We start from the raw sequence: 26695 nt of genomic DNA, 5'->3' as shown, positions 1-26695 counted from the left end.
AGTGGGAAAGTGTCCGTTGTGGCGCCCGCCCCATTCGCACTGTCATAGATTGCCTGATTGGAATCCCCGTATCGTTGACGAATGGCAGCCCCCGACGGCCCTGCGACAAAGATTCGATGAAGGATGCCTGACTGGAGTTCACTATTGTCTTGCACCTCATCGATGAACACCGAGGGGAATCGCAAGCGCAGGGCTTCAATAGTATCCGGATAGCGATCGAGAAGGTCGCAGGCCCACATGAACATTTCGTCGTAGCAATGATAGCCGTCCTGCGCGCATTTTCGGGCAAGAGCGACAAGTTGCTTAGCGGCGGTTTTCGTCTGGTCTTTGAACTCCGGTTGTCCGTTGCGAAGCACCGCAAACCCCGCAGTGGCAACGCGCCAATTTCCTACGATATTGATACGATCATTGGCGGCTTCTTTTGGTTTGATGGCGTTCGCCAGCGCGCTGAATTGCTGCGTTTTCAGCAACCGTCTGCGATGGGTCTCACATAAGAGGTCGTCGATCGCGCGCACTGGAATGCCCTGTGAGCGTAACCAGGGGATCGCAAGGAACTCATTCACGAAACCGTGGATGGTGCCGACATAATGCGGATAACTGAGAAGGCGTTGGCCCGCAGCAGTGTTTCCAAGCTGTGTCTCGATCTCGCGGCGGGCCACGTTTGTGTGCGAAAGAACGCAGATTCCTCTCCGTGGATCAGTCCATTTTTTCGCAAGAATTGCTAGTTTGGCGACAAGCAAGGTGGTCTTCCCGCTGCCGGGACACGCTTCTATGTCGATGCTCTCGGTTGATTTCAGTACGGGAAGCCGTGGGTCTGCCCCATCGGCACCTGCAAATGCCTCTGACGGCAAACCAAGAAGATCGCACACCCATGCTGTGTCGCTATCGTCAATGGCGGGAAGCACGAAGGCAGGATCACTAAGCACCGGCACCTGCCCCGGCCGGAGGGGCCGCGCCGGGGATAGTTGTTACATGCGTGATGGCACTGACAATGTACGAGGGCAAAACCGATACCAGGCCGCCCGGCGTTCGGCTCGATCGACGCTGCTCCAGCAGAGCCGCAAGATACTGGGCAACAGTTGGCTTTGAAACATCGAGAACCAAGCCATATACGCGTGTGGCAAGTTCTTCGGGCGTCGCCGCGGAAGCCTCAAACGCCACAAACGATTTCAATGCCTCGCGGATCACATCGCGAGATTTGATCTTCCCGGCGTTGATCTTATCATCATTTTCGGCGAGCGATGCCGCAACCCAGACGTCTTTTGCCAGACCGCAAAAGGCCAGGTCATACTCCAACGTCCAGTGATCGGCCACAAACGTCTCAACGTTTTGTTCAGACGCTTTGCCTTTGATCCCTGCCTTTTTCTCAGCGAGCTGAGGGGTCGTAAAGTCCTTTACAGCGCGCCATTTTCTATCTTTGGTCAGCGGCCATGCGTCCCCCGGCTTCACCTTTCCGATGATTTCAGGAGCGCAATCTGGCATGACATCGAGATCGGTAACACAGGCAACAGGAATGCCGATGACACTGTCCGACAGCGGCTCCTTGCGGAGATAAATGCGTGCAAACCTTCGTAGCCCCACACCGCCGACATTGACGAGCGATACACCGTTTTCGGTTAGATCGCGACCGATCAGCTTGGCTATAGTCGGCAGCAAGATGTTTTCCGCATCGCCCTCTACAATCAATAGACCGCGTGCAAAAAACAAATTGGCCTTCGTGACATCAAGAAACCTAGAGAGAAACGCGTAATCCGTTTTCTCCAGTTTTGTCCGTGTCGACGAGAGAGGAAACGCCTTGCGGCCATGCAACAGAACCAGATTCTCCAGTGCAATGGCCGAAGCTAGTTGGGTGCTATGGGTTGTAATGATGATCTGTATTTTTTGTCCATCGTCGCGTAGCTCGTTTGCTTTTTGCTGCAAGAACTGCACCAGACGAAGCTGACGCTGCGGGTGAAGATGCGCTTCCGGTTCTTCGATCAATAGAACGGGGAAACCGTCGGCCTCTGCGCCCAATAAAAGAAGCTCGCATGCCATGAACAGCAGGTTGTTCGATCCGAGCCCCCGATTGGCGGGCGTATCGGGCAAAGATTCATCCCGTAGTTCGAGGTCTAGCTTCTCCAAAAGTAGCCGAAGCCGCGTCGCATCCTCGCCTCTGGCCCCGCTTACCGAAATACGCCCTTGCAATTTGCTTCCGGCAAAGGACAGAGGCGCGAGATACCTATCGTTGAGATTCTCCCGCGCGCTGTTCACCCCGACATGTGTTTTGAGAAGCTCGTTCGCGAAATCCCCGATGCCTAGAACCGTCAGTGCCCGTGGGTCAACGGGCGGATTCTGCGCGGGATCATAAGGCGTGCCGTTGTCTTTAATTTCACGGGTGTGCTGAAGAATCTGCGACAGCCGGGAGCCTCGCCCGGCTGACATCGCGCGTTCGGCATCGCGCAGCGGCCGCAGATAAGTCGAGCATAAGAGGGTTCGGGCGCCCTGATCGAACGGCGGACCATCTCCTGCCGCTCCAGATCTGGTTTCAATGGTTGTGAATCGGCGGTTACGGCTGCCGGCGACGGACGCTATCGCTTTCCAATTAAGATAAAGGACGACCGATTTTGCCGTGCCTTTATCCTCATAACTGAGGTGCTCCGCAAAGGCTGCTTTATCGCCGGCCGTGAGCCCCTCAAATTTGCAACGAATGCGGATCTCGGTCCGGCGCTCCCCGCCACCTGCGGGGTGGTGGAAATCGCCATCATCCACCCGAAAACTCTCTTGGTCACGGGTTCCCAATGCAAGGCGCAATGCATCGATGATTGACGTTTTGCCGCTATCATTCTCGCCAACAAGCGCTGTAAGGCCGGCACTTAGTGGCAGGGTGAGGGCATCGCTTCCCTCACCGTACCCTCTAAAATTCTCGATGCGCAGCTCTGAGATGAACATCGATAACCCTTGCTATGCACGTGCGGCTTCTGCCGCGCTGTCAGCAGCAAATGAAGACCTCAAATTCTTGCTCGGCTGCTGCGTCATCTTATGGGGCGCAAGACGGCAACTTCGGACGAGCAAGCCTGGATATGGTGCACGATTTAGAATCATGCGAACAAAACTAGAGCGTGTTATTGGGGCGGGTCAAGCTGCAAGCAACGCTTGTCCCCAATCGATATTTCTTCTTCATGCTCAACGCGGACTTGCGTTGGTGGCGAGCTTCCGAGCCCCTTAAATCTGGCGCTAAGGCTCCGTCGTTTCCGAGCTAATCAAGTTTCGGCACTCATCTACGATCAGGCCTGTTCCGTCGATTGCCTCCCGAAGAAAAGCGGACAGTTTCACACCGAGGGCGGAAAGGAGCCGATCACGACGGCCTTCTCTCTCGATATCGCATTTATTTGCGGGATCGTAGCGCGCGGGCAGTTGCGTTCAGGGCGCAAATGGCTGTTTGAACTGGAATCGTATCGAACGCTTGCGCATCGGTAGACGGTATAGCAAACACGATGAGGCCGGGCGCCGTCATTGAGATCAATCCCTCTTCAACGTCCGCTATTCAAATCTTGGTGGCCAGTAGCAGACTGTCCGAAGACGGCCCGAGGGGCAAGTAGTTGCCCCTATACTAAAAATCAGCGCGAACTTATCGGCCAAATAAAGGGGTCGGCGGTTCGAGTCCTTTCAAGAGCACACTTATTTTCCGCTCCTGATCCTATCAAATGCCGTCAGACGCTGGATCGGCGGGCCGTCATCCTTCCGGCAGTCTGTTCCGTTTCGAGCAACACCAAATTCAGTTTCAATTCATCCACATATCATTTTGGATTAATACTGATTTAATTCAGCTATCCTTGCCTGCTTTTCTAGGCGATCCTTGCTCACCTCTGTATGCTTTCTTCTTATATCGCTCATAGATAGTGAATCTTCTATTGCAAACACATGAAATACGCGTATATATAGTCGAAAGCTATGTACGACTGCATAATCTCAACTTACCGCAGCCTATTTGTTCTAGTTTACGGCGAGTATCGATCGGGATTTGCAGGATACTGGAATTCCAATCGGCCGGGAGGGGACTCTATAAAGTCACAATGGTCGACAGATCCACTTGATCGATTGGGCACATCGGAGCGCACTTGTTTAATGTGTTCTGTGTCAGCCATGTACCATATCACTAGCGTGCGTTCATAACGATCGCATCGCGCGGGCGAGTGTCGTCGGTCAGTGGTGGCTGGGGAATTAAGAAAATCGGGGATTTTGGAGGGGGAGGCTGGGTAACGACATTTTAGAATGTCATGCAGTGTCGGTGGTGACGCAGTGTGTGCGTATTCATGAACTCCATCTGAATACAGCACGCCTATGAACTGGACCTTGGCTTGTTTTCGCTCACCGCGCTCTTGTCTTATATCACAGAAGCCCATGACACATGGTGAACTCCAAGCTAACCTTGGAATCCTATGCCGCCTCTTTGGTTTGCGCCGATTGTACCTATCAGTTGCAAAGTAAGAGATGCATCCGACGGAGCAGGTCGGTAGCTTGCTGACGCCGACCTTCATATGTTTGCGTGCGTGGCACGCACGAGCGCTGGCCTGCTACGCGGAGGTTAAACGTTGCCGCATCATAGACAACTTTGATTCATGGCAATGAGAAGCCCTTTGCTGGGGGTGCCATTTGTCTACGACTGCACCTTATTTGCGTTCCTTATTGAGAAGGGCGGCCCCGAAGTTGAATCGCAACACCTCCTAAATTAACGCCTATTGCATTTCAAATTTGAGACCATCGCATGAATTTTGAAGTCGAACTCTTGGAGCCTGTTAATGTAAGGGCGTCAACGCGAGCCGGGCCTCTAAGGAAATTCGAAAAATGCACTTACGTTGTTGAGCACCATCGAACCTGATGTTGGGGAAATGGCAACGTGAGACCCAAGGATCAGTGAGGCGCAATGTTTAAGAAGATCATACGATCAGTCGTCAAAACATACGGGTATAACTTCCTAAGTACGCAATATTTTTCCGATATTAAGGAAAAAGAATACGCGTCCATAAGTATAGTGTCTGACAAAGAGGATTTTGCGAGAAGTATTATCTATATGTATAACGCGGACGAGGTGACAAGAGTTCACACTCTCAGTGAAGATAACGTTACTGAGATGATCAATACCTGCAAGAATATTTTGGAAGAATACAAAAAAATGTAGGACTATCTCACTTATTCTTTGGGGAGGAGAAATGAGCTCGTCAGCAGATCTGAAGACGTCAGTAGGTGTTAGCATCCGAGGCGCGGGGATGACTTATGGTACCGGCTTCGCCGGCGTACAATGGTCGGCATCGGTCGGTACTTCTGGAGCCTCAATCAAAACGATGGGTTCCCTATTGGGGCTAGCTGCGCAAGTACAATATTCCTCCGCAGGTGGCTTAACGATCTCTGTTGGCATAGGTGCGGTGGCGGGTGATGTTGCAGGTGCGTCTTTTTTCGCAGGAGCTGGTTATAACTTTGGCGGCGGTGTGTTGGGCAAGCCTCCGGGTGGGGTTGAACTAAACGCTTCTGTTAGCCGAACTCTTTTGGGGTCTGCCGTCAGTTACAGCGTGCGCGGCCAACTAGTTGAACATATCGCGACACCCGCATCACTGCCATCGATCATGATGACGCCGATGCTGAACGTTGATTTATCGCGATATTATATGGCTGTAGATGGTCCGTTGGCTCCTTTTCCCGGCAAGCTCGCCGATGACCTAGGTGTTGGTGCCCCTCCTACTGATTCAGTACCCGTTGCGCCGTCGATGCCTTACTCTGGCCCATTTAACGTTGACCTAGCGATCAATCCACCGACGCCGGAGAGCATTGGGCCTATATCTTACACACCGGTTGATCCAGTTCCTCCGACGCCGATTACGCCCGTCGATGGAGCGTCCTGGAATTTCGGCTTTATGCCCAACGTTCCAGATGTTCCGGTTGCTCAAACCCCGCCATCGATGAACTTCGAGCCTTTCAACGGCGGGCTTCTTGGTGATCTCGGAAATGACGGCACACCAAAGGGAGGCTACGCCCGCGACGATTGGGGACAGGATGCGCCGTCCGAACACAATGGCGTGGGACCAGGCGGCGGTGCTTATGGTGGGACGGGCAACGGGGGAAGCTATGCACGCAATGACTGGGGACAGGATGCGCCGTCCGAACACAACGGCGTAGGACCGGGCGGCGGTGCTTATGGTGGGACGGGCAATGGGGGAAGCTATGCACGCAATGACTGGGGACAGGATGCGCCGTCCGAACACAATGGCGTGGGGCCAGGTGGCGATGATGATGAACCTGTGTTGCTCGACCTTTCGGGCAATGGTCTAAACCTCAACACGCTTGGGACATCATCGCAGTTCGTGAATGTGAACGGCGACGGCTATCAGCACCGCATGGCGTGGGCCGGCAATGGCACGGGCGTGCTGGTGTTCGACGCTGACGGCGATGGCAAGATCAGCAATTCGAAAGAATTCGAATTTACGCAGTGGGACCCGACTGCCACGGGCGACCTGGAGGCGCTCAAGGACGTCTTCGACACAAACGGCAATGGTAAGCTCGATGCTGGCGATGCGCAGTGGTCGAAGTTCAAGGTCATGGTCAATGGCCAACTGGTGTCGCTGGATTCGCTCGGGATCACCTCGATCGACCTGACGCCAAGGGGCAGCGGCCAGAGTTTTAGCGACGGCTCGGCCATTACCGGGACGACGACCTATACCAAGTCCGACGGTTCGACCGGCGCGGTAGGCGACGCCGTTCTTGCCAGCGACTCCAACGGCTATATTGTCAAGTCGACCGTCGTCACCGATGCCGACCAGTCGAAGACGAATACGATTCAGGCCTACAATGCCGACGGCAGCCTGGCTTTCCAGAATCTGGTGACCACCAGTGCAGACGGCAACAGCATATCGACCAAATTCGACGACGACGGCAATGGCACCTATGACCGTTCGCAGACGGACGTCACGACGGTCGCTTCCGGCGTTCGCACGCGGGTTGTCACGAACTTCAACGCCGATGGTTCCGTTCTCAATAGCACCACGACCGTCACCAGCGCCGACCACAGCACGATCACCACCACGATTGACCAGGACGGCGACGGCAAGGCCGATCAGAGTCAGACCTTCGTTACCAATGCCGATGGCTCGACATCTACCACGACCAAGACGCTGAGCGCCTCCGGAGCGGTGTTGAGCCAGGTGCAGGTTCTGTCCAGCGCCGATGGCCTCACCAAGACGACGAAGACAGATATCAACGGCGATGGGATCTATGACGAAGTCGTTTCCGACAGTACGGTACTCGCAAGCGATGGCTCGCGCACGCGCACGATGACGGACAGCAGCGCCAACGGCACGGTTCTTTCGCGTGTTGCGACGACCACCAGTGCGGATAATCATACACGGACCGTAATCAGCGACCTCGACGGCAACGGCACAACTGACAAGCAAGACCAGACCCAGACGACGATTGCCGCCAACGGCACGGTTACGACAGTGGTGACCACGACCAATGGCGATGGCTCCCTGCGCGGCAAGGTGACTACAGTCACAACCGCTGATGGCCTGTGGAAGACGGCATCGACCGATCTGACGGGCGACGGCGCGACGGATGTCGTCGATTCCGACGTGACGGCGATTGCCGCCGACGGTACCCGAACCGAAACTGTATGGGAGCAGAGCACCAACGGCACTCTTCTTTCGAAAAAAGTCACCACGACCAGCGCCGATGGCGAGAGCAAGAACATTTCTGTCGACGCCAACGGCGATGGCTCCACTGACTCGCAGACCGTTATCACGGTTGCGGGCGACGGAACCATCACCGAGACTGATAGCACCCTTGCTGCGAATGGCTCGCTTGTCAGCAAGGTGCTGACGACGACCAGTGCTGATGGCTTGTCCAAGACCGTCAGCACCGATGCAAACGGCGATGGCGCCTATGACGCCATAACGACCGACGTCTTCACCGCCGGCTCGAGCGGCGCGCGGGTCGAGACCGTGACGAAGAAGGCCGGCAACGGCACGTTGGTCGGCCAGACGGTGACGACGACGTCTGCCGACAGCCTGACGCAGACGGCGCAGTCCGATCTCAATGGAGACGGCGTCTTCGATAAGACTGTCACTGATGTGATCGTTTTGAACGCCGGCGCCCGCACGGAAACAGTCACGGCGAAGAGTGGCAACGGCACGCTGCTGGGCCAGACGGTGACCACGGTCAGCGCCGATCGCAAAACGACCTCGGTCACCAAGGATATCGACGGCGACGGTCATACCGATAGCGCTTCGACCCAGATCGTTGCTGGCGACGGTAGCCAGACCTCAACAACGACGCAAACGAGTGCCGACGGCGTGCTCCATCGCAAGACTGTCGTCGTCACCAGCGCCGATGCCTTGACGACGACCACGGCGACGGACGCAAACGGGGATGGCGTCACCGATGTGACGACAGTGGACCAGACGGTTATCAATGCGGATGGTAGCCACACCGAAACGGTGACAGACAAGAGCAACACGGGTGCTTTACTTGATAAGGCGACGACGACCACCTCGGGCAACGGGCTGACGATCACCACTCAGAGCGACCTGAACGGCGACGGTACGGTCGATTCAACGACCGTGAATGCGACCGCGCTCAACAATGACGGCTCGAAAACAACGACCACATCGGACTATGTCGGCACCGCGCTCACAGACCAGACGAAGGTGACAGTCAATGCCAACGGCCTGGTGACGACGTCGTCCTACGACTATGATGGCAATGGGACCTTTGACAGAGTGGCCACGGCCTACAAGGCGTTTGGCGCCGATGGTTCGACGTCGGAAACGGATTGGGCCGTAAACGCGGCCGGCACGTTGCTGTCGAAGACGATCAGTAACGTTAGCGCAGATCATAAGACTGCGACCAGCCAAGTCGATCTGGATGGCGATGGCGCGCTCGATGTGAAGACGACGACAGTGGTCGATGCCACGGGTCTGACGACCAAGACGGTTGAGACCTACAAGGCCGGCACCACGACGCTTTCCAGCCGCGCCGTCACGGCGACATCCGCCAATGGTCTATCCGTGACCACCAGTTCGGATCTTGACGGTGACGGCGTCTATGAGCAGGTCATCACTGACGTGACGGTGCTTAATGCCGACGCCAGCAAGACGGAGACGGTCTCGCGGTTCGGGGCCGGAAGCACCCTGATCTCGAAGACGGCCACGACGACGAGCGGCAATGGTTTGAGTAAGCAGACCAGTTGGACCGACGGAACCGGCGCGACGGTCCGCTCGGCCACCGATGTCACGACGCTCGGCGCTGACGGTTCGACAACGGAGGTCGTCACCAATAGCGGCGTGATCTCCAACAAGACGACGACCACGACCAGCGGTGACGGCAAGACTGTCACGGCCACATACGATATCGACGGTAACGGAGTCGTGGACCAGAAGTCCGTCACAACGAAAAACGCAGACGGAAGCGTTACGCAGACTCTGTCCGATCTCACCTCCGCGGGTGCCGTATCGCACTCCAAAACGACTACGACTGGTGCAGGCGGCTTCAACACGTTGGTGAGCTACGACACCGACGGAAACGGCGCCGGCAACAAGACCGTCACGGATCTGACCACGCTCAACACGGATGGCAGCAAGACCACGGTCGAAAAGACCTATACCGTCAATGGCAGCGGTTCCCTTGTCTTGAGCGCGATCACAGAGACCGATACTTCCACCGATGGGCTGACGGTGACGACGAAGTGGGACCAGAGCGGCTCCGGTACCTTCACCAAGAGTCGCACCGACGTGACGGTTCTCAATGCTGACGGCTCGCGCACCGAGACCGTCAGCTACTTCACAGGCACGACGCTGACGAGCCGATATCTGACCACGACCAGCGCCAATGGCCTGTCGATTACCTCGCAATCGGATCCGACCGGGGCGGGGACTTATGCTCAGACCTCGACCGACGTCACCGTGATCAATGCCGATGGTAGCCGCACGCGTACGGTTTCGGCGACCGAGTCCGATGGTTCTCTGATCTCGAAATTCGTCACGACGACGAATGCCGACGGTCTGGTCGTGTCGACCAATGAACAGCGCACCGGCCTTGCGACCCAAACGGTCAGCGATACGGTGGAGATCCTGGCCGACGGCGCTAAGCGCGAGACTGTCACGACGACGGATGCGTCCGGCAAGCTCATCGACAAGACCATCACGCTGACGAGCGCCGACAAGCAGACCGTTACGATCGACCGCGATGCCAATGGCGACGGTGTCATCGACCAGCACCAGCAGACGGTGATTGCCGACTCCGGTGTCGTGACGCAGACTGTGACCGACTACAAGTCCGCCGGCGTCAAGGCTGATGGCTCGACCTCCACCACGACCGCCGACGGCTTGCAGACCACCACCAATTGGGATCTCGATGGCAATGGCACCGTCGATCGCCGTCGCCTCACGGTCAATACCAATAATGCCGATGGAAGCAAGGTGAGCGTCATCTCCGATACGGACCTGACGACCAACAAGCTTGCGTCGAAGACGACTATCCAACAATCGTCCGATGGCATGGTGCGCACGACCTCCAAGGATGTCGATGGCGACGGCACCGTCGACCAGGTGGAAACGCTCACCGCCGACACCACAAGTGCGACGGTTTCGATCGTCACAAACAATGCCACCGCGCAGAAGACGAACTATCTTCTGGCCGGCAAGGTCTACTGGAAGAAGGCGATTGCCGCCAAGGTCGAGACCGACAGTTCCGCCGATGGCCGTACGAAGACGGTAAAATATGATTATGACGGCAATGGCACATTTGAGGTCGTCATGCAGTCGCAGCTTCAGGCCGACGGCTCGACAGTAGCCACGGTGATCGAGACCAATGCCAGCGGCGGCGTGATCGCCAAGGGCACAATCACGACCAGCACGGATGGCCTGATCACGGTCTTAGCCAAGGATTCCACCAATGACGGCGTCATCGATCACAAGGAAACCTCCGTCATTCACAATGACGGGTCGATCACGCTGACGAAGGTCGACCTCAACGCCAGCAGCGCGGTGACACAGACTGTCGTTGATACCGTTTCGGCTTTGGGCAGCCTGACGCTGCGTGTGACCAGCGATGGTCAAGGCCGCAAGACGGCACAAACCGTCGTTGCCGGTGATGGGAGCTCGGTGACAACGACCTATGATGCCGCCAGCGGCCAAAAACTCTCGGTCGGTAACGCGAATAGCGACGGCATTCTCACCAGCGTGTTTCTTTATGACCCGCTTAATGCTCAGGCTTGGTCCTGGGTCGAGCAGTATTTCGACAGTGCTGGCCGAAAGACGCTCGAGAAGCAATTCAATGACGATGGGACGCACGTGGAGATCACGTTCCTTGTAACCAACGGCCAACAGCAGCGCGTTAGTTATTTCAATGCGGCCGGGCAGCTTACCAACACCATTGACTACGATGCCCAAGGAAGCGCCAGCTGGTCGAGAGTCGACCAGAGCTACGACGCCGCCCTGGAGGTGACCTATCAAAAAACGACTTTTGACGACGGCTCGCAATTCATCTGGAATTATGATCGGGCGAATACCCAGACTTGGTCGAGCATCTCACAGGCGATCAACGCCGGCGGTCAACTCGTTACGCAAACGCAATATAACGACGACGGAAGCCGTTATGTGAGCACATTTGATGTTGCCAATGCCCAATCCTGGTCGCGCCAGGATCAAGTGTTCGATTCCGGTAACCACTTGATGTCAATCACTAATTTCAATGATGATGGCTCGCGCACGACGACAAACTACGACCCCCTCAATACCCAGGTCTGGCAGAGGTTTGATCGATATTACTCGTCTGCAAATCAACTTTACTATCAGGCGCAAATTAACGACGACGGGTCCTGGTATGCATATACCTATGACGTATGGAATGCACAGCCTTGGACTGAGGTGGACCAGTCGTTCGATTCGTCGAACCGCCTGCGTACCCAAATGAACTATAACGATGATGGCACGCGAACGGGATACATCTGGGACGTGACGAATTCCCAACCGTGGTCGAGCATGACTCAGGTATTCAATACTTCCGGTCAAATGACTAACCAATTTCAATACAACGATGACGGCAGCCAGGTTCAATACACGTTCGACGTCAGCAATTCACAAAGCTGGTCGTATCTGGCCAATGTCTACACAGCCGCAGGGCAACTGGCGACCGAATATGTCTATAGCGACGATGCCAGCAAATGGACCATCACATCTCACGATGTGAACAATAACCAGCCGTGGACACGGCTGGTCCAGAACTTTGTGAATTCAGGTGTCATAAATACCGCTACATCGTACAATGACGATGGAAGCTATACCAATTATCAGTATGACGGATCCGGGACTCTTACAGCCTGGCAGCGCTATGCGCAAACCGGTGGTGGCGGGAGCCCAAATGGTGGTGGCGGGTCAGGCTATCAGATGGTGGATTATTGGCCACAACCTCATTACGGGCATGGACCCATTCTGCTCGACCTCAATGGCGATGGCCATATCGACCTAAGGCCACTCGACACTAATGCGCTTGCAACGGGCTCGTCCGTCACTTTCGATTGGAACGGTGACGGCGCGCGCGATGGGACGGCCTGGGTCGGACCGCAGGATGGCTTCCTTGCGATCGATCTTGGTGAGAACGGCCAGGCCGGACCCGATGGCGTGATCGATCAGTCGAAGGAACTGGCCTTCTCCGAATGGGCCACGCCAGATCAGGTCGCTGCAAATGGCGGCTCGGTATCAGATCTTGATGGTTTGCGCCTCGCTTTCGATACCAACCACGACAATGTGCTTGATGCGAATGACGCGCGGTGGAGCGAGTTCCGTATCTGGAGCGACGTTAACCAGAACGGTGTTGTCGATCCCGGCGAGTTGGAGACCATGTCGCAGGCGGGGATCAAGCTAATCAACCTACTATCGACGACGGATGGTAGCCAATCCTTCTCCGACGGTTCTGCGATCACGGGAACAAGTTCGTACCAGACAACTGACAACGCATCGCACTATCTGGCCGCCGATGCGACACTCAGCTATCAGCCCGCGATCCCGAAACAAAGCGCAACGTAGTGAATGCCGACACAAGAGAGCATGCCGGAGGATTACCGGTCTGGCATGGCGATATCAAGCGATTGGGGGAAGCATGAAAAGCTACCGGGCGATTTTCGCTACGATATTTTTGGCCGCGTCTTGTGTGGCGGCAGACGCCGCTTCTATCTCGACGAGGAGCCGTTACGAGTTTGATCAGAACATGTTGCGCGATCCGAGAGCTCTAAACTGGAATATCGAGCAGTGTAGCCACTATAGCCTCAAGCCCGCGCTTTTGCAGAAGCTTGCAGAACTGATGGACGTTTCGCCGGCCAATGCGCGCCACGAGTTCTGTCGCAGAATCCTTTCCGCAACCGCCAAGGGCGCCATTCCCTATGAGGACTATGTCCGGTTCGCGCAGAAGCACATTATGAGTGCGGGCATAGCAAAGGCATTGCAGCTTTCCGGCACGCGTGCGGCAAACGCGAAACCTCTGCGACATCAGTCGGAAGGGTCTCAATGAGGGGAACGGATTGGCGCATGGCAAAGTGGCATTCAGCCAACGCCGTGAATAGCGACAGTGGCAATGTCCTCGCGTGCTATCTGTAATCAGAGTCCGCCAAATATGGACCAGACCACACTCGAACCGGACCATCTGCCGACCGCTTCAATGGCGGAAATGAAGGATCTGGACAGTGGCCTTGCGGCGATCGCGGCGATTGCCGGTTATTTCCGCATCGCCTCCAACCCGGATGTTCTGGCGCGTGACCTGGCATTGTCCGAGCCGGCCGGACGGAGCGACCTGCTGCGCGCGGCAAAGCTCGTCGGCCTGAAGGCAAAGCATCTGGAGATCCAAAGTGATGCCCGGCTGGCAACATTGCCGACGCCGGCGATCGCCTGCCTGACGGACGGCCGTTTCGCGCTCTTTGGCGGGGCGGCACCGGACGATTGCTGGCGCATCATCGATCCCATCGACTTCTCCAGCCGCAATCTAGCTGCTCATGAACTGCTGGCCGAGACCGCGGGTCACTTCATCCTGCTGCAGCGGCGGCTGGCAGGCCCCGGCTCCTCAAGGGGCAATTTCGGTTTCCGCTGGTTCCTGCCGTCGATCTGGCGCTATCGCCATGCCTTCGGTCACGTCCTGCTGGCCTCGCTGATCGTCCAGATCTTCGCGCTGGTGACACCGCTGTTCTTCCAGGTCGTGGTCGACAAAGTGCTGGCCCATCGCAGCTATTCGACCCTGATCGTGCTGGTCGTCGGCCTGGCGGCCGTCGGCCTGTTCGATGTCGTGCTGCAATATCTTCGAACCTATGCGCTGTCGCACACGACCAACCGCATCGACGTCGAGCTCGGACGGCGGTTGTTCCGCCATATGCTCAACCTGCCGCTCTCCTATTTCGAGACGCGAGCGACCGGCCAGACGATCGCCCGCGTGCGCGAGCTGGAAACGATCCGCAATTTTCTGACAGGGCAGGGACTGTTTTCCGGCCTCGATCTGATCTTCACCATCGTCTTCATCTTCGTGCTGTTCTCCTATTCGTCGAAGCTCGCCTGGATCGTCGTCGCCTCGATCCCGTTCTATCTGGCGATCGGCTTTCTGGTACGGCCGTTCCTCAAGGAGAAGATCGACGAGAAGTTCGAGCGCGGCGCCTATAGCCAGCAGCTCCTCGTCGAGACCGTGGTTGGTGTGCAGACCTTGAAGGCCTCTGCCGTCGAGCCGGTCGTTGCGGCGCAATGGGAAGAGCGGCTGGCCGGCTATGTGCAATCGTCGTTCGTCACCACCATGCTGGCCGCCAAGGGCCAGAACGCCATCCAGTACATCAACAAGATCACCTCGGCGGCGTTGCTGCTGTTCGGTGCCCAGGCCGTCATCAATGGCGAGCTGACCGTCGGGGCGCTGGTCGCCTTCAACATGATCGCCGGCCAGGTCTCGCAGCCGATCCTGCGGCTGTCGCAGCTCTGGCAGGATTTCCAGCAGGTGCAGGTGTCGGTGGCGCGGCTCGCCGACATTCTCAACGCGCCGCCTGAACCGCGGCCGGAAGTCTCAGTCAGCCTGCCGAAGCCAAGGGGCGGCGTCACCTTCAAGGGCGTCAACTTCCGCTACACGGACGACGGGCCGGAAGTGCTGCGCGACATCTCCTTCTCGGTGCGTCCAGGCGAAGTGATCGGCATTGTCGGCCCGTCCGGATCGGGTAAGTCGACGCTGACGAAGCTGGTGCAGCGCTTCTATATTCCGACCCGCGGCCAAGTCTTTGTCGATGGCCAGGATATCGCCCAGGTCGATCCGGCCTGGCTGCGCTCCAATATCGGTGTCGTCCTGCAGGAGAACATGCTGTTCAACCGGACGATCCATGACAATATCTGCCTAGTCAATCCGTCGATGTCGCGGGGCGCCGCCATGCAGATGGCGCGGCTGTCGGGCGCTGACGAATTCATCGCCAAATTGCCGAAGGGCTATGACACGCTGATCGAGGAGCGCGGCGCCAACCTCTCCGGCGGCCAGCGCCAGCGCCTGGCAATCGCCCGGGCGCTCGCCACAAATCCGCCGATGCTGATCCTCGACGAAGCGACAAGCGCGCTCGATTATGAGAGCGAGCGCATCATCCTCGGCAACATGCGCGAGATCGTCAAAGGCAGGACGGTCATCATCATCGCCCATCGCCTGGCGACCGTCCGTCATTGTGATCGCATCATCGGCATGAAGGATGGCCGTATCGTCGAAGAGGGCACGCATGACAGCCTGCTTGCCCGGCCGAATGGCCTCTATGCCCATCTCTGGCAATTGCAGACAGGGCTTAATCAGCTATGAACCCGATCATCCGCCCTCCTAAGAAACCGGGAAAGCCGCTGCGTCGCGGCAGGATCGAGAACGAGTTCCTGCCGGCGGCGCTCGAGATCCTTGAGACGCCGGCCTCGCCGATCCGCACCGCCTTCATCTGGTTCATCGCCGTCGTCGTTGTAAGCACGCTGCTGTGGAGCTATCTCGGCACCTTCGACATCGTCTCGACGGCGCAGGGCAAGATTCAGCCGACAGGACGGGTGAAGGTGATCCAGTCGATCGAAGTCGGTAAGACAAGATCGATCCCGGTCGTCAATGGGGCCAGGGTCAAGGCCGGCGATATCGTCGTCCAGCTCGACGACACCGAGCTCACGTCCGACGAAGAGGCAATTACTATCAATCTCCAAGCCTATCGCGGCGAGATGGTCCGCCGCAAGGCCGTTCTGGCGACGGTCGATCGCTGGCGAGAGCAGGGCATTTGGACCAGCGACAAGACGATATCCGAGGCGCCGCTGGCTTTTGCGGAGGATACGCCGTCCAGCATTCGCGACCGCGAGCAGTCGATCTTCAGGGCCGATCTGTCACAGCTTGCCGCCAGCCTCAAAAATATCGTTGCCCAGCACACACAGCAACAGGCGACCGTCGCCAGGCTGCAGCAGACAATGGCCGCACAGCAGAGACTGGTCGATACGCTCAACGAACGGGTCGTCATTCGCGCGACACTGGTGGATCAGGATGCCGGCTCCAAGGCAGGGGTGATCGACGCCAAGGAGACAAGCCAGAAAGAGGAAGCCACACTCGCAGAGGAGACCGGCCAGCTCGAGGAGGCAAAGGCGTCTCTTGTCGTGACGACCAGCGACGGCGAAAAAACGCTCCGCACCTTCATTGCCGACAATGTGGAGAAGGCTGGCGAGGCGTCGCGGCAGGCTGACGAACTCGACCGCCAGCTCGTCAAGGCCCGCAAACGGCGCGAATCCATGACGATCGCAAGCCCGATCGATGGTACCGTCCAGTCGTCTTCGATCAATACCGTAGGACAGGTGGTGACAACCGGCGTCGAGCTCATGCGCATCGTGCCGGATAATTCGACGCTGGAGGTGGAGGCTTATCTCCCCAATAGCGATATCGGTTTCGTGTCCGTCGGGCAGGCGGCTGTGGTCAAAATCGAGGCCTTTCCATTCACGCGTTATGGCGTGATCCGTGGTCATGTCACGGCCGTTGCAAGAGACGCGATCCCGGAACCGGATGCCAACCAGGTGGAAGGCGACCCGACGAAGCAATTGCAGGCGACCGTGCCGACGACCAATGTCCAGCGCGTTCAGAACCTCGTCTTTCCCGTCATCGTGGAATTGGACGCCGGCACCATGAGCGTCGACGGCCATATCGTGTCGCTCTCACCGGGCATGGCCGCCACTGCCGAGATCAAGACCGGCAAACGTCGCATTCTCGAATACCTGTTCTCGCCGATCGTAGAGGTAACCTCGCAAGCGATGCAGGAGAGATGAGGCCGCCTGCTCCGATTGGCGAATTTGGTCACTGCTTATGACAGAGTTTCAATTCGAAAGCTTCACAATGGATACACAGGCTCCTCAGAGAATGGAGTTTGCCTATTACAAGGGTAGGGTCCTGCGTTTCTCTCTCATACTGCTAATCTTTACGGCGGGGCTCGCCGCTGCACCTTTTCTTCCCGAAAGGCCGGGGCAAGCTCACCCGAGCGCGATTGTATTCTTGCCCATCGCCGCTCTCAGCGGCCTCCTCATGATTGCGATGCTGCTCAAGATCGTGAAAGCAGAACCTGGCCTTGCTATATCGAGCGCCGGGATTTTCATCGAAAGTTACGCTGATGAAACGATACCCTGGCGCGCGGTTCGGGATATCCGACGATATAAACGTACACGGACCGATCAAATGTATGTCGATCTGGATCCGGCGGTGGCGCGAACGTTGACAAGGCGTGGCCTTGCGCGTTGGGTCCCGAAAGCCTTGCGAGTGTCGGAAGCCACAGCGGTCGTTTCGCTGAGGCTGCTATTGGGTAACCCGAACTGGACATACGATGAATGCACGGATTTTCTTGCGAAGGATCGAGAGCAGCAAGCGCTGGCGGACGGTGGCTTGTCCCCAGCTTCTCAGGTTCAAGACCATGCCGGGCCGATCTTCAATCTGAAGGGGCCGCCGATCTTTACATATGCTCTGATCGCCATTCTGGTCGGCATCTATATAGTAGAGCTTAAATTCGGAGTCATTCCGTCAAAGGGCGATACGCCCGACATCCAGACCTTATTGGTGTTCGGCGGCACCTTTCGCATGCGGATCATGCAATATGGCGAATGGTGGCGGCTGGTGACGGCTTCCCTGCTGCACGGCAATTTCCTTCATCTCGCCTTCAACTGCTTCGCCTTATGGCGGGCCGGGATTTTACTTGAGCGCCTGATCGGCTGGCGCTGGTTTGCCGCTCTATTTTGCGTGAGCGCGATTGGCGGCTCGGTGGCATCGCTGCTGATCAACCTCGACAATATCGTCGGCGTCGGAGCATCAGGCGGGATTATCGGCCTGTTTGCGGCTGTCATCGTGGCAAGTTTTCATTTTCCCTCCGGCCCGTTGCCAGAGATTTTAAGGATGGGCGCGATACAGATTCTCGTACCTTCCATCCTGCCGCTCGTCGCTCAAACTGCTGGTGGCATGAATATCGATTATGCGGCTCATCTTGGTGGAGCGCTTGCGGGAGGGATCGTTTCGCTTGTTTTGCTGAAGGCCTGGCCGAGCAAGCAGCCTCATCCTCGCTTCAGTGTGGCTGCTCTCATCGGCAGCATTGGGTTCGCCATAATTGCGGCGGGATCGATCTGGCCCATCAGCCAGCTCCGGGCCGGCTATCTTGCCGACCCCTTCGTGCAATATTTTCAAGGGCAATATCAGTTGGCCGCAGACGACTTTGCGGCTAGTGCGCAACGCGATGAGAAAGCCGCGCCTTATTATCATCTCTGGCGCTTTCTCGCGCAAACAAGAGGCAACGACAGCCAAGCCGCATCGAACCTCCGAATAGCGGCCAGCAAGCTCGATCAAAGCAAGTGGCCCTATCCGGTCTATCAGCTCTTCCTTGGAGAATTGACACCGGCCGAGGTCACGGCAAAGGCATCAAACAACGACAGTCTTTGTGAGGCCATATTCTATGTTGGCGAATGGCACCTATTGCGTGGGCAGACCGCCGAAGCCGTTCCAAAGTTCAATGCAGCCCTCTTCTCATGCCCAAAGACATTTTTCGAGTATGAGGGTGCACAGGGTGAATTGGTGCAGCTTCGTCGGCATTGAGGCACCGCGCTTATTGGTGATGCGTCCTGGTCTTCTCTCAAGGTTCAAAATCAATGCGAACTGAGCTAGCGTTTTACGGATATGCTCAGGAGCCAACAATCCAGCATGGGATTTCAGGCCGCGGCCGTCTGTCAGTAGGATTGGCCAAACTGGTGTAGCAATCGCTTTTAGGAATAGGGCTTATTTCAATGGATGGCGGTTTGTTTTGGAAGTTCCCCGACGCGCGTGGCAAACAGATCATCGAGCGCGCTGCTCAAGCGCTTCTTTGCGCTACAGGCCTGCTGCTGATCCTTGGTGATTTGGCCTGTGCCGAGCAGTCTCCCGAGCGGGTCGAGAGCCTGCGTTACGAGGTCGCAAGGGACTACTCCTACAAGTTGACGATGGTGATCGACTCGTTCGTGCAAAAGCAGGCACAGGTAAAGGATGCGTCGCAACTGGCGATGACTTATAATCCGCGGAACGTTTCCTTCCGCTTCGTAAGCGGCTGGGTTGAAGATCCCGATGGGTCCCGTCATAAACCGGCTGCTGACGCCATTTTTACCCGCCCGAGTGCCGCTTCGCGCGATGCGCCCGGATTTGTGTCGTCAGTAACCACCACGGTCGTCATGCCTAAGGTTACGATTGGAAGCCACGTCCACTACGAAATTGAAGAGACGGCGCCCAGGATGCCACTGATGGGCTTCAATCCGGTTGCGTGGCTCAATCCGTTCCAAAATGCCAGCGAGCATGTCGTGATTGACATTCCCGCAGCTCTTCCGCTTGCCGTCGCCAGCCAAGGCGGTTTTGTCGTCTCCGATACGACAACGAACGGAATGCGCCATATCGTTGCGGATGTGCGTTTACAGGGTGTCGTTTTGCACTTAAATGGGTTCTTCCTCAATTTCTGTGATTCAGCGGCATCATTCTCGCCCTCATCAGTTCCGGGCCGGCGCGACCGTACATTGCTCGCTTCAGCATCTTGAGGCGGTTGATCTGACCTTCGGCTTGACCGTTGCTCCAAGGGAGTTCGATTGCATTTCTTACGGCATCAATATCCCGGCGCAAAACGCTGGCGAAACGCATGATTGCCGTGAGCTCGGTGTCGATGGCATCGTCGATCCATTCATCCAGTGCCTGCGAGCCCGTGCTGCGCAAGATGCCGTTGAAGCGCATGGCCAAGCCGCGCATGATAGCGAACGCTCGAGAGCCCTGCTTCAATGCATTGACCTTTCTGGCCTGACGATCTGTCAGCAGGTCGCGCGGTTTTATGCACAAAGCTGCGGCCACCACGGAGGAAATCATATGGCCCGTATCAGGATCGCGGACGGGTTCTGAAACATCCATCTCCGGAGGCGGCTCGTCGAGTTGAATGTTTTCGACTGCACGCCACACTTTCAGCAAGCGCTCCAGATTGGAGCGGCTGCCCGTGTAACCGCGGTGTAAGCGTCGTTTTGCCCCCACCTTCCGGATCATCTTGTGATTGACGATGTTGAGCCTGAACAGAGGGCTTGGACATATGTCGATTTCAGAGCTTACGCTTAAAACCAAGGATGATGAGCCGGTTCGACGGTTTGAGGTTTTCACTGGAAGTGGTCGTCGCCGTGAATGGAGCGACGAACTGAAGGCGCAGATCGTCGCGGAAAGCTATGAGCCCGGCGTGACGGTGTGCTCGGTGGCGCGGCGTCATGGGCTGACATCGCAACAGTTGTTCACCTGGCGGCGGCTTGCCCGCAAGCCGTTCGATGTATTGCCGGACGTGGCACCGATGTTTGCGCCTGCCGTCGTCGTCGCACAGGATATGCCCATGCCGAAGAAGGTACGGCGAGCACGTTCACCGAAGAAGGCTCACGGCGACGCCGTGATTGAGCTGGAAATTGGTGGTGCGACAATCAGGATTGCATCCGGTGCTGACGCCACGACGATTGCAGCCGTCATTGCGGCCATGAAAGCATCATCGTGATTGGTCCGTCCGGCGCGGTGAAAGTCATGATCGCCACCAAACCGATCGACTTCCGCAAGGGTGCAGAGGGATTGGCTGCACTGGTAAAGGCTGAGATGGGAGCTGATCCATTCTCCGGAACAATCTACGTGTTCCGGGCCAAGCGAACCGACCGCATCAAGCTGATCTTCTGGGATGGCAGCGGCGTATGCCTGGTGGCAAAACGGCTTGAGGATGGCGAGTTCCATTGGCCCCGGATGCAGGACGGCGCAATGCATCTGACATCCGCCCAGTTCTCGGCTTTGTTCGAGGGGCTGGATTGGAAACGCGTGCATGCGCCGAGCGAAACGCGCACGCCTATTCAGGCCGGATAGCAGCCGCGACCAATTGAATCAGCCGCACCAGACATCTCGTCTTACGGGGCGAGATATGCTGTTCTTTGCCCATGACGATCAGAGCGGACGAGCTTCCGGATGACCTTAACGCGCTGAAAGCGATGGTGCTTTCGCGCGAGGCGGAGAATGCCCGCTTACGGCAGATCATCAAGGAATTGCAGCGTCACCGCTTTGGTCGCCGGGCGGAAACGCTTCCCGAGGATCAGCTTCTCCTTGGCTTGGAAGAGGCCGAACAGGTCGAGGCGGATGGTCTGGAAGGAACGGAGCACGCCTCAGCCGATCTGCGCCAGACGCGGGTTGCCAAACGGCGAATGAACCGAGGCTCGCTTCCAGCTCACTTGCCAAGGATCGAGATGGTCGTTGATATCGATGATCATGCCTGCCCAGGCTGCCATCATGATCTGCATCAGATCGGCGAAGATATCAGCGAGAAGCTGGACATTATTCCGGCCCAGTTCCGGGTGCTGGTTGTTCGCCGTCCGAAGTACGGCTGCCGGGCCTGCGAGGATGTCGTCGTTCAGGCTTCGGCTCCCGCCCGGCTGATCGAAGGTGGCATTCCGACCGAGGCAACTATCGCCCATGTTCTCGTCTCAAAGTATGCCGATCATTTGGCGCTCTATCGCCAGGCGCAAATCTACAAGCGGCAGGGCATAAACCTCGACCGCTCGACGCTGGCTGATTGGGTCGGACGCGCTGCCTGGCATCTGCGGCCGGTTCATCAGCGGCTACTTGAGGTGTTGAAGACATCATCCAAACTCTTCGCGGACGAGACGACAGCGCCTGTGCTCGATCCGGGACGCGGCAAGACCAAGACCGGGCAACTTTGGGCTTATGCGCGGGACGACCGACCATGGCAGGGGAAGGATCCGCCGGGTGTCGTTTATGTCTATGCGCCAGATCGCAAGGCTGAGCGCCCGATGACCCATCTCGACAGCTTCGTCGGGATCCTGCAGGTCGATGGTTAGGGTGGCTACCGCCCGTTGACTGCCAAGAATACCGTCTCGCTAGCCTTCTGCTGGTCGCATGTTCGGCGACGCTTTTACGAGTTGGCGGCAGCCGGTCCCGCACCCATTGCCACCGAGGCGCTAAGGCGCATTGCCGAGCTTTACAGGATCGAGGATGATATCCGTGGTCGGGCTTCCGAGGAACGCCGTGTCAACCGACAGGAAAAGAGCCGCCCGATCGTCGACAGCCTTGCGCCATGGCTCACCCAACAGCTCAGCCTCATCAGCCAGAAGACTAAGCTGGCCGAAGCGATCCGATACACCCTGTCACGCTGGGAAGGATTGACCCGCTTCATCGACGACGGCCGCATTGAGATCGACTCCAACATAGTCGAGCGATCCATCAGGCCAATTGCCCTAAATCGCAAGAACGCACTCTTCGCGGGTTCCGACGCCGGGGCCGAGCACTGGGCGACCATCGCATCACTCATCGAGACCGCCAAGCTCAACAATGTCGAACCGCTCGGCTATCTCGCCGATGTGCTCACCAAGATCGTCAATGGTCACCCAAACAGCCAGATCGACGAGTTGTTGCCCTGGTCATACGTGGCCGATAAAATGCTCCCGACAAAAGAATAGGCGTGGAGTGTGCCGTGACAGAACAGAGCATCTCATGGGAACAGGATGGAACCGATGCCGGATGGTTCTTCGCTAAGGATGTCGGCTCTGTGAGAAGTAGTTCCAGCTATCGCCCTGGAGGCTGGTGGTTCCTTCCGAAATGGCTGCCTGACACGGAAGACCATGATGTCGGCCCCTTCAAAACCAAAACTGCCGCGTTGGCAGAAGCAGAGCGTCTGGCTGCCCATCAACCCACAAAATAGCAGCAACAGATGCCACCCGCCGTGGCCCCAAGACAGCGCTTACACCGCGGTTCTTGATATCGTAAAACAAATGGCGCCCGACCCGGTTTCCATTTTTCAAGCATTCAGCCAGGAAAGCTTCAAAATACAGTGGGGATGTCGGATTCAATGCTGCCCGGTTTCTGTCTCGAGGTGCCTTGGAAGTAAGCCAATTCGCGATGCTGCGGCGCTCGTATCCGGTCCGCCTTGCAATCTCGCTGTAGCTGAGGCCCTGCTGCCGCAAAGCTTGAAGCATGTCGAATATTTCCTGACGAGATTGCCTGTGAGCCACGCGGGCACGGCGCTGTTGTGACCTAGCGCTGGCGATAGCATCTTCGGAGAGTATCGGCCTAACATGGGCGTGACCGTAAACGCTCATCTGTTCCTTGATTGCCTCCCTGAGATTTTGAACCAGATGAAAGCGGTCAGCCACCTGGCGGGCCTGAGGCGCGCCCTCTCTGGCTGCCTGAGCATACAAACCACAGCGATCTCGGCTCACGACCTCGATCGTCGGGCGTTCTTGCAGCCATGCTTTTGCGCTCTCGACGCTGCGGTCCTCCAGAACATCGACAACTGAATGACGCTCAAGATCGACCATAATCGTCCCGTATCGCGAGGAATGCCGCCAGCTCCAATCATCAATGCCCACTACCCGAATAGTGTCTTTTTGTGTGGACGCTGGATTACCGCGCTTCAATTGCCGTAAGATCGTGTCGTCGCTGACCAGCATGCCGAGCCGATGCATCAAGTTCTCTCCCGGACGACCGCCCATTCTGTGGCCAACCAAGCCCACAATCTCAGCCATCCGCCCAGTTCGTCGCACATAGGGTGCAGCAATCTCGGGCAGCCTGTCGGTGAAGGTTCGTCGCTCGCATTTCCGGTACCTACACTGCCACCGGCTCAGTGCGAGTCTGATGTTCACAGCTTGACCTTGAACAGGCAAGTCCTGGAGACGGCGGTTGTGCCAGCCGTGCCGATGCCGACTTCGCATTCCACAATCCGGGCAGATACCGACAGGCTTTGCAGCAGCGGAAACAACCCAGTTTTCTTCATTTTGAAGGGTGATACCCAGAATTTTGACCCCTGGGCCGGGCGACCAATTCAATTGCGCTCGCATCCCTGCAGATAACGGTCGAGGCGCTAACACCGTGTTAACCACAGAAATTGAGGAAGAACCCGGTTAAATGCAAAACGACACAAGCGCCTGATGCGCAAACTGTTGAAGGGTCATGGCCGCGCGCCGCGTGTAATGATTACCGACAAGCTTCGATCCTACGAAGCCGCAAAGCGGGAGATCATGCCCGGCGTCGAGCACCGCGCCCACAAAGGCTTGAACAATCGCGCGGAGAATTCCCACCAGCCAATCCGGCGACGAGAGCGGATCATGAAGCGCTTCAAATCAAAGCGACATCTGCAACGCTTCGTCTCTATCCATGATCCGATTGCCAACTTGTTCCACACCCCCCGACACGACGTCACCTCAAGCCATTATCGGGAACTGCGTGCTGCGGCGATGAGCCTATGGACGCAAATCGCTCGGGCGTGAATCCCGAAAGCCTCAGCGGACCGCTATTCCTCCCGACTGTTAAGTTTACGATGCCCTCAGGCGAGGATAGATAGGATGCGGTTAGGGATGCGTCCTCTGGACCATTGGGTGATGCGGCTGAGATGTAATGTCATAATTATCTTGGCTGAAGACGTAAGGTGTGGAAATGACCGCAAGAACAAGCATGGCATTTATTATAGTATTCTTTTTTTGCGGGATATTCTATTTCTCTGAAGATTATTTCGCTCAAAGCATCGGAAATATAATAGATGAATGGATTTTTTATATCCTTTTAATTCCATTTTTTTGCTCGTTTATATTTGGTATTGCCAGCGCAATGATTACTCTTTCAGTAAGAAATAGCAAAAACGATAAAGCAGATATCGAGTATTGCAGAGCGAACCCGATAATTTGGTTCCTAGTTTGGCGCGAGATCAGAGAGGAAATCGACCGTGGTTAGGCCATGTTGACAAAGTTACATCAGGAGCTTGTGGTCTCCGATGACGGAGATATGCTCAGCGAATGATGACTTCTCCTTGCCCCGTCTACCTTTTCAGAAGCGCAGGTTTCGCCCCATCGGGCGATACGGTGGTCAGCGTTGCGCCGTTGGATTGCGTTGTCGCAATTTACGGTAACGGAGGTATCATTGGCGAAGGTGGCCTGTCTTCTGCGTTTGGTGGGGCGGCAGTCTTCAAGAACGATGCGTCCGGGGATTGTTTCGTCGGCGTATGGGGAGCACGCAACGCCTCACGTTTCCGCAAGGAGCTTCGGGCTCATATGCAGATTGCAGTTCACAAGGAAGCGCCAGACGCGCGGCTTTCTTTCTGGGGAGCGGAGAAAGAGCGCCCTAAGCCTGTGCGCAAATGAAGGGCAACCAGAGTTTGGCTGAGGCCAGCGCCAGGAAGCCAGCAAACGACATCCTCGTCTTATCATAGCGCGTAGCGATGCGCCTGAACTGCTTCAGCTTATTGAACATGCGCTCGATGCGGTTCCGGTCTTTGTATGCAACGTAATCGCACGGTAGCGGGCGCTTCCGCGTCGAGCGCGATGGGATAACAGGACGAGTGCCATGCAGCAGGAGTTCTTCGCGGATTGCATCCGCATCATATCCCTTGTCCGCCAGCATTTTGCGCGGTCTGCTGACGGGAATAGCAAGAAGTTGGGGAACGGCCTTGTAATCCGATGCCTCACCGCCTGTCAGGACAAAGCCGAGAGGGCGTCCCTGACCGTCTGCTCGGGCGTGGATTTTTGTCGTAAAGCCGCCGCGTGATCGACCAAAAGCCTCCTTATCAGTCCCCCTTTTGCGCCAGCAGCCTGCGAATGACCCCGAACGGTCGTGCTGTCGATCATATGCTGCCAGTCGTCGGTTAAGCCGAGCTCCACAAGGGTCTCAAGCAGAGCGTCCCAGACGCCTTGCTCTGCCCACCGTCGGAAGCGGACATAGACAGAGTTCCATTTGCCGTAGCGTTCGTGCATGTCGCGCCACGGGCAGCCAACGCGCAGGATGTGCAGCATCCCGTTTAAAAAGCGCCGATTATCGTGAGCGAGCCGCGACTTGTGTCCCCGTTCCCCTGGGTAGGAACGGCTCGATTACACGCCATTCCTCGTCACTCAAATCGCCTCGCGCCAATACTGCCTCCTAAAAAGCAGTCTTGAATCACGCTTGAGCCGATTTGGGAATCCACTTTGTCAACCCGACCTAGGTCGATCAAAACGTCGATGCTAATTTCGTAGTGGGTTGTGCTCAATCGCGATGGGCCGTCGCGGGCACGCACCGCGGGCTGGTCTTTCAATGCGACGGCCTGCGGCCCAAGCTCTTCCCACAATTTTACCGTATGCAGTTGATCTTTAGTGCAGGGGTTGCGTGCGCAACGCTTTTGCAACGCACCTCGTTAATCGAA

Annotated in this window: 12 protein-coding genes and 5 pseudogenes; 12 read left to right on the top strand and 5 right to left on the bottom strand. The window is 56.8% G+C overall.

Features of this window, described 5'->3' with window-relative positions:
- Window positions 1-926, bottom strand: a 926-nt coding sequence (locus RHSP_RS18385; RefSeq protein ID WP_167332658.1) for a UvrD-helicase domain-containing protein, incomplete at its 3' end; no start/stop codon positions are given.
- The gene (locus tag RHSP_RS18380; RefSeq protein ID WP_004120630.1) at window positions 919-2928 is read right to left on the bottom strand and encodes an ATP-dependent nuclease; all 2010 of its coding nucleotides are present in this window, start codon (window positions 2926-2928) and stop codon (window positions 919-921) included. The genes RHSP_RS18380 and RHSP_RS18385, both read right to left, overlap by 8 nt.
- A gap of 2960 nt (window positions 2929-5888) precedes the next feature.
- Here RHSP_RS18380 and RHSP_RS18370 point away from each other — a divergent pair.
- The 6 genes from RHSP_RS18370 (at window position 5889) to RHSP_RS33855 (ending at window position 20054) form a co-directional block, all read left to right on the top strand.
- The gene (locus RHSP_RS18370; protein ID WP_200863273.1) at window positions 5889-13049 is read left to right on the top strand and encodes an adhesin; all 7161 of its coding nucleotides are present in this window, start codon (window positions 5889-5891) and stop codon (window positions 13047-13049) included.
- Between the two features lie 181 nt (window positions 13050-13230).
- Complete coding sequence (locus RHSP_RS18365) at window positions 13231-13530, top strand: hypothetical protein (RefSeq protein ID WP_004120625.1); 300 nt, start codon at window positions 13231-13233, stop codon at window positions 13528-13530.
- Window positions 13531-13677: 147 nt separating this feature from the next.
- Window positions 13678-15816 carry a type I secretion system permease/ATPase gene (locus tag RHSP_RS18360; RefSeq protein WP_167332659.1) on the top strand — a complete coding sequence of 713 codons (2139 nt, stop codon included), beginning with the start codon at window positions 13678-13680 and terminating at the stop codon, window positions 15814-15816.
- On the top strand, window positions 15813-17291 hold the full coding sequence (locus RHSP_RS18355) for an HlyD family type I secretion periplasmic adaptor subunit (protein ID WP_004120620.1): 1479 nt from the start codon (window positions 15813-15815) through the stop codon (window positions 17289-17291). The genes RHSP_RS18360 and RHSP_RS18355 overlap by 4 nt, the downstream gene beginning before the upstream one ends.
- A gap of 37 nt (window positions 17292-17328) precedes the next feature.
- On the top strand, window positions 17329-19092 hold the full coding sequence (locus RHSP_RS18350) for a rhomboid family intramembrane serine protease (protein WP_004120618.1): 1764 nt from the start codon (window positions 17329-17331) through the stop codon (window positions 19090-19092).
- A gap of 188 nt (window positions 19093-19280) precedes the next feature.
- Entirely contained in the window at window positions 19281-20054 is a 774-nt protein-coding gene (locus RHSP_RS33855) for a DUF3857 domain-containing protein (RefSeq protein ID WP_004120616.1), read from the top strand.
- On the opposite strand, the pseudogene RHSP_RS18340 reads toward RHSP_RS33855, so the two are convergent.
- Window positions 19969-20508 (bottom strand): annotated as a pseudogene (locus tag RHSP_RS18340) (ISL3 family transposase); the annotation flags it as partial. The gene RHSP_RS33855 and the pseudogene RHSP_RS18340 overlap by 86 nt on opposite strands.
- Window positions 20509-20587: 79 nt before the next feature.
- Here RHSP_RS18340 and tnpA point away from each other — a divergent pair.
- From tnpA to tnpC, 3 genes and pseudogenes are all read left to right on the top strand, one after another.
- The gene (gene tnpA / locus RHSP_RS18335) at window positions 20588-21031 is read left to right on the top strand and encodes an IS66-like element accessory protein TnpA (protein ID WP_004120611.1); all 444 of its coding nucleotides are present in this window, start codon (window positions 20588-20590) and stop codon (window positions 21029-21031) included.
- Entirely contained in the window at window positions 21028-21384 is a 357-nt protein-coding gene (gene tnpB, locus RHSP_RS18330) for an IS66 family insertion sequence element accessory protein TnpB (protein WP_004120609.1), read from the top strand. Before tnpA ends, tnpB begins: the two co-directional genes overlap by 4 nt.
- A 71-nt stretch (window positions 21385-21455) precedes the next feature.
- A pseudogene (gene tnpC / locus RHSP_RS18325) lies at window positions 21456-22988 on the top strand (IS66 family transposase).
- Between the two features lie 285 nt (window positions 22989-23273).
- On the opposite strand, the pseudogene RHSP_RS33135 reads toward tnpC, so the two are convergent.
- A pseudogene (locus RHSP_RS33135) lies at window positions 23274-24365 on the bottom strand (ISL3 family transposase); the annotation flags it as partial.
- Between the two features lie 81 nt (window positions 24366-24446).
- Between RHSP_RS33135 and RHSP_RS18315 the strand changes: the two are divergent.
- From RHSP_RS18315 to RHSP_RS34755, 3 genes and pseudogenes are all read left to right on the top strand, one after another.
- A pseudogene (locus RHSP_RS18315) lies at window positions 24447-24794 on the top strand (DDE-type integrase/transposase/recombinase); the annotation flags it as partial.
- A gap of 166 nt (window positions 24795-24960) precedes the next feature.
- Window positions 24961-25254: a hypothetical protein gene (locus RHSP_RS18310; protein WP_004120592.1), complete on the top strand. Its 294-nt coding sequence runs from the start codon at window positions 24961-24963 to the stop codon at window positions 25252-25254.
- Window positions 25255-25316: 62 nt separating this feature from the next.
- Window positions 25317-25661: a hypothetical protein gene (locus RHSP_RS34755; protein WP_157385381.1), complete on the top strand. Its 345-nt coding sequence runs from the start codon at window positions 25317-25319 to the stop codon at window positions 25659-25661.
- On the opposite strand, the pseudogene RHSP_RS33845 reads toward RHSP_RS34755, so the two are convergent.
- A pseudogene (locus RHSP_RS33845) lies at window positions 25642-26424 on the bottom strand (IS5 family transposase). The gene RHSP_RS34755 and the pseudogene RHSP_RS33845 overlap by 20 nt on opposite strands.
- Window positions 26425-26695 lie beyond the last annotated feature (271 nt).

The sequence above is a fragment of the Rhizobium freirei PRF 81 genome (assembly GCF_000359745.1).
GTDB classification, from domain to species: domain Bacteria; phylum Pseudomonadota; class Alphaproteobacteria; order Rhizobiales; family Rhizobiaceae; genus Rhizobium; species Rhizobium freirei.
Note: the sequence above shows the minus strand (reverse complement) of the source record. Positions and strands in the feature narration are given on the sequence as shown.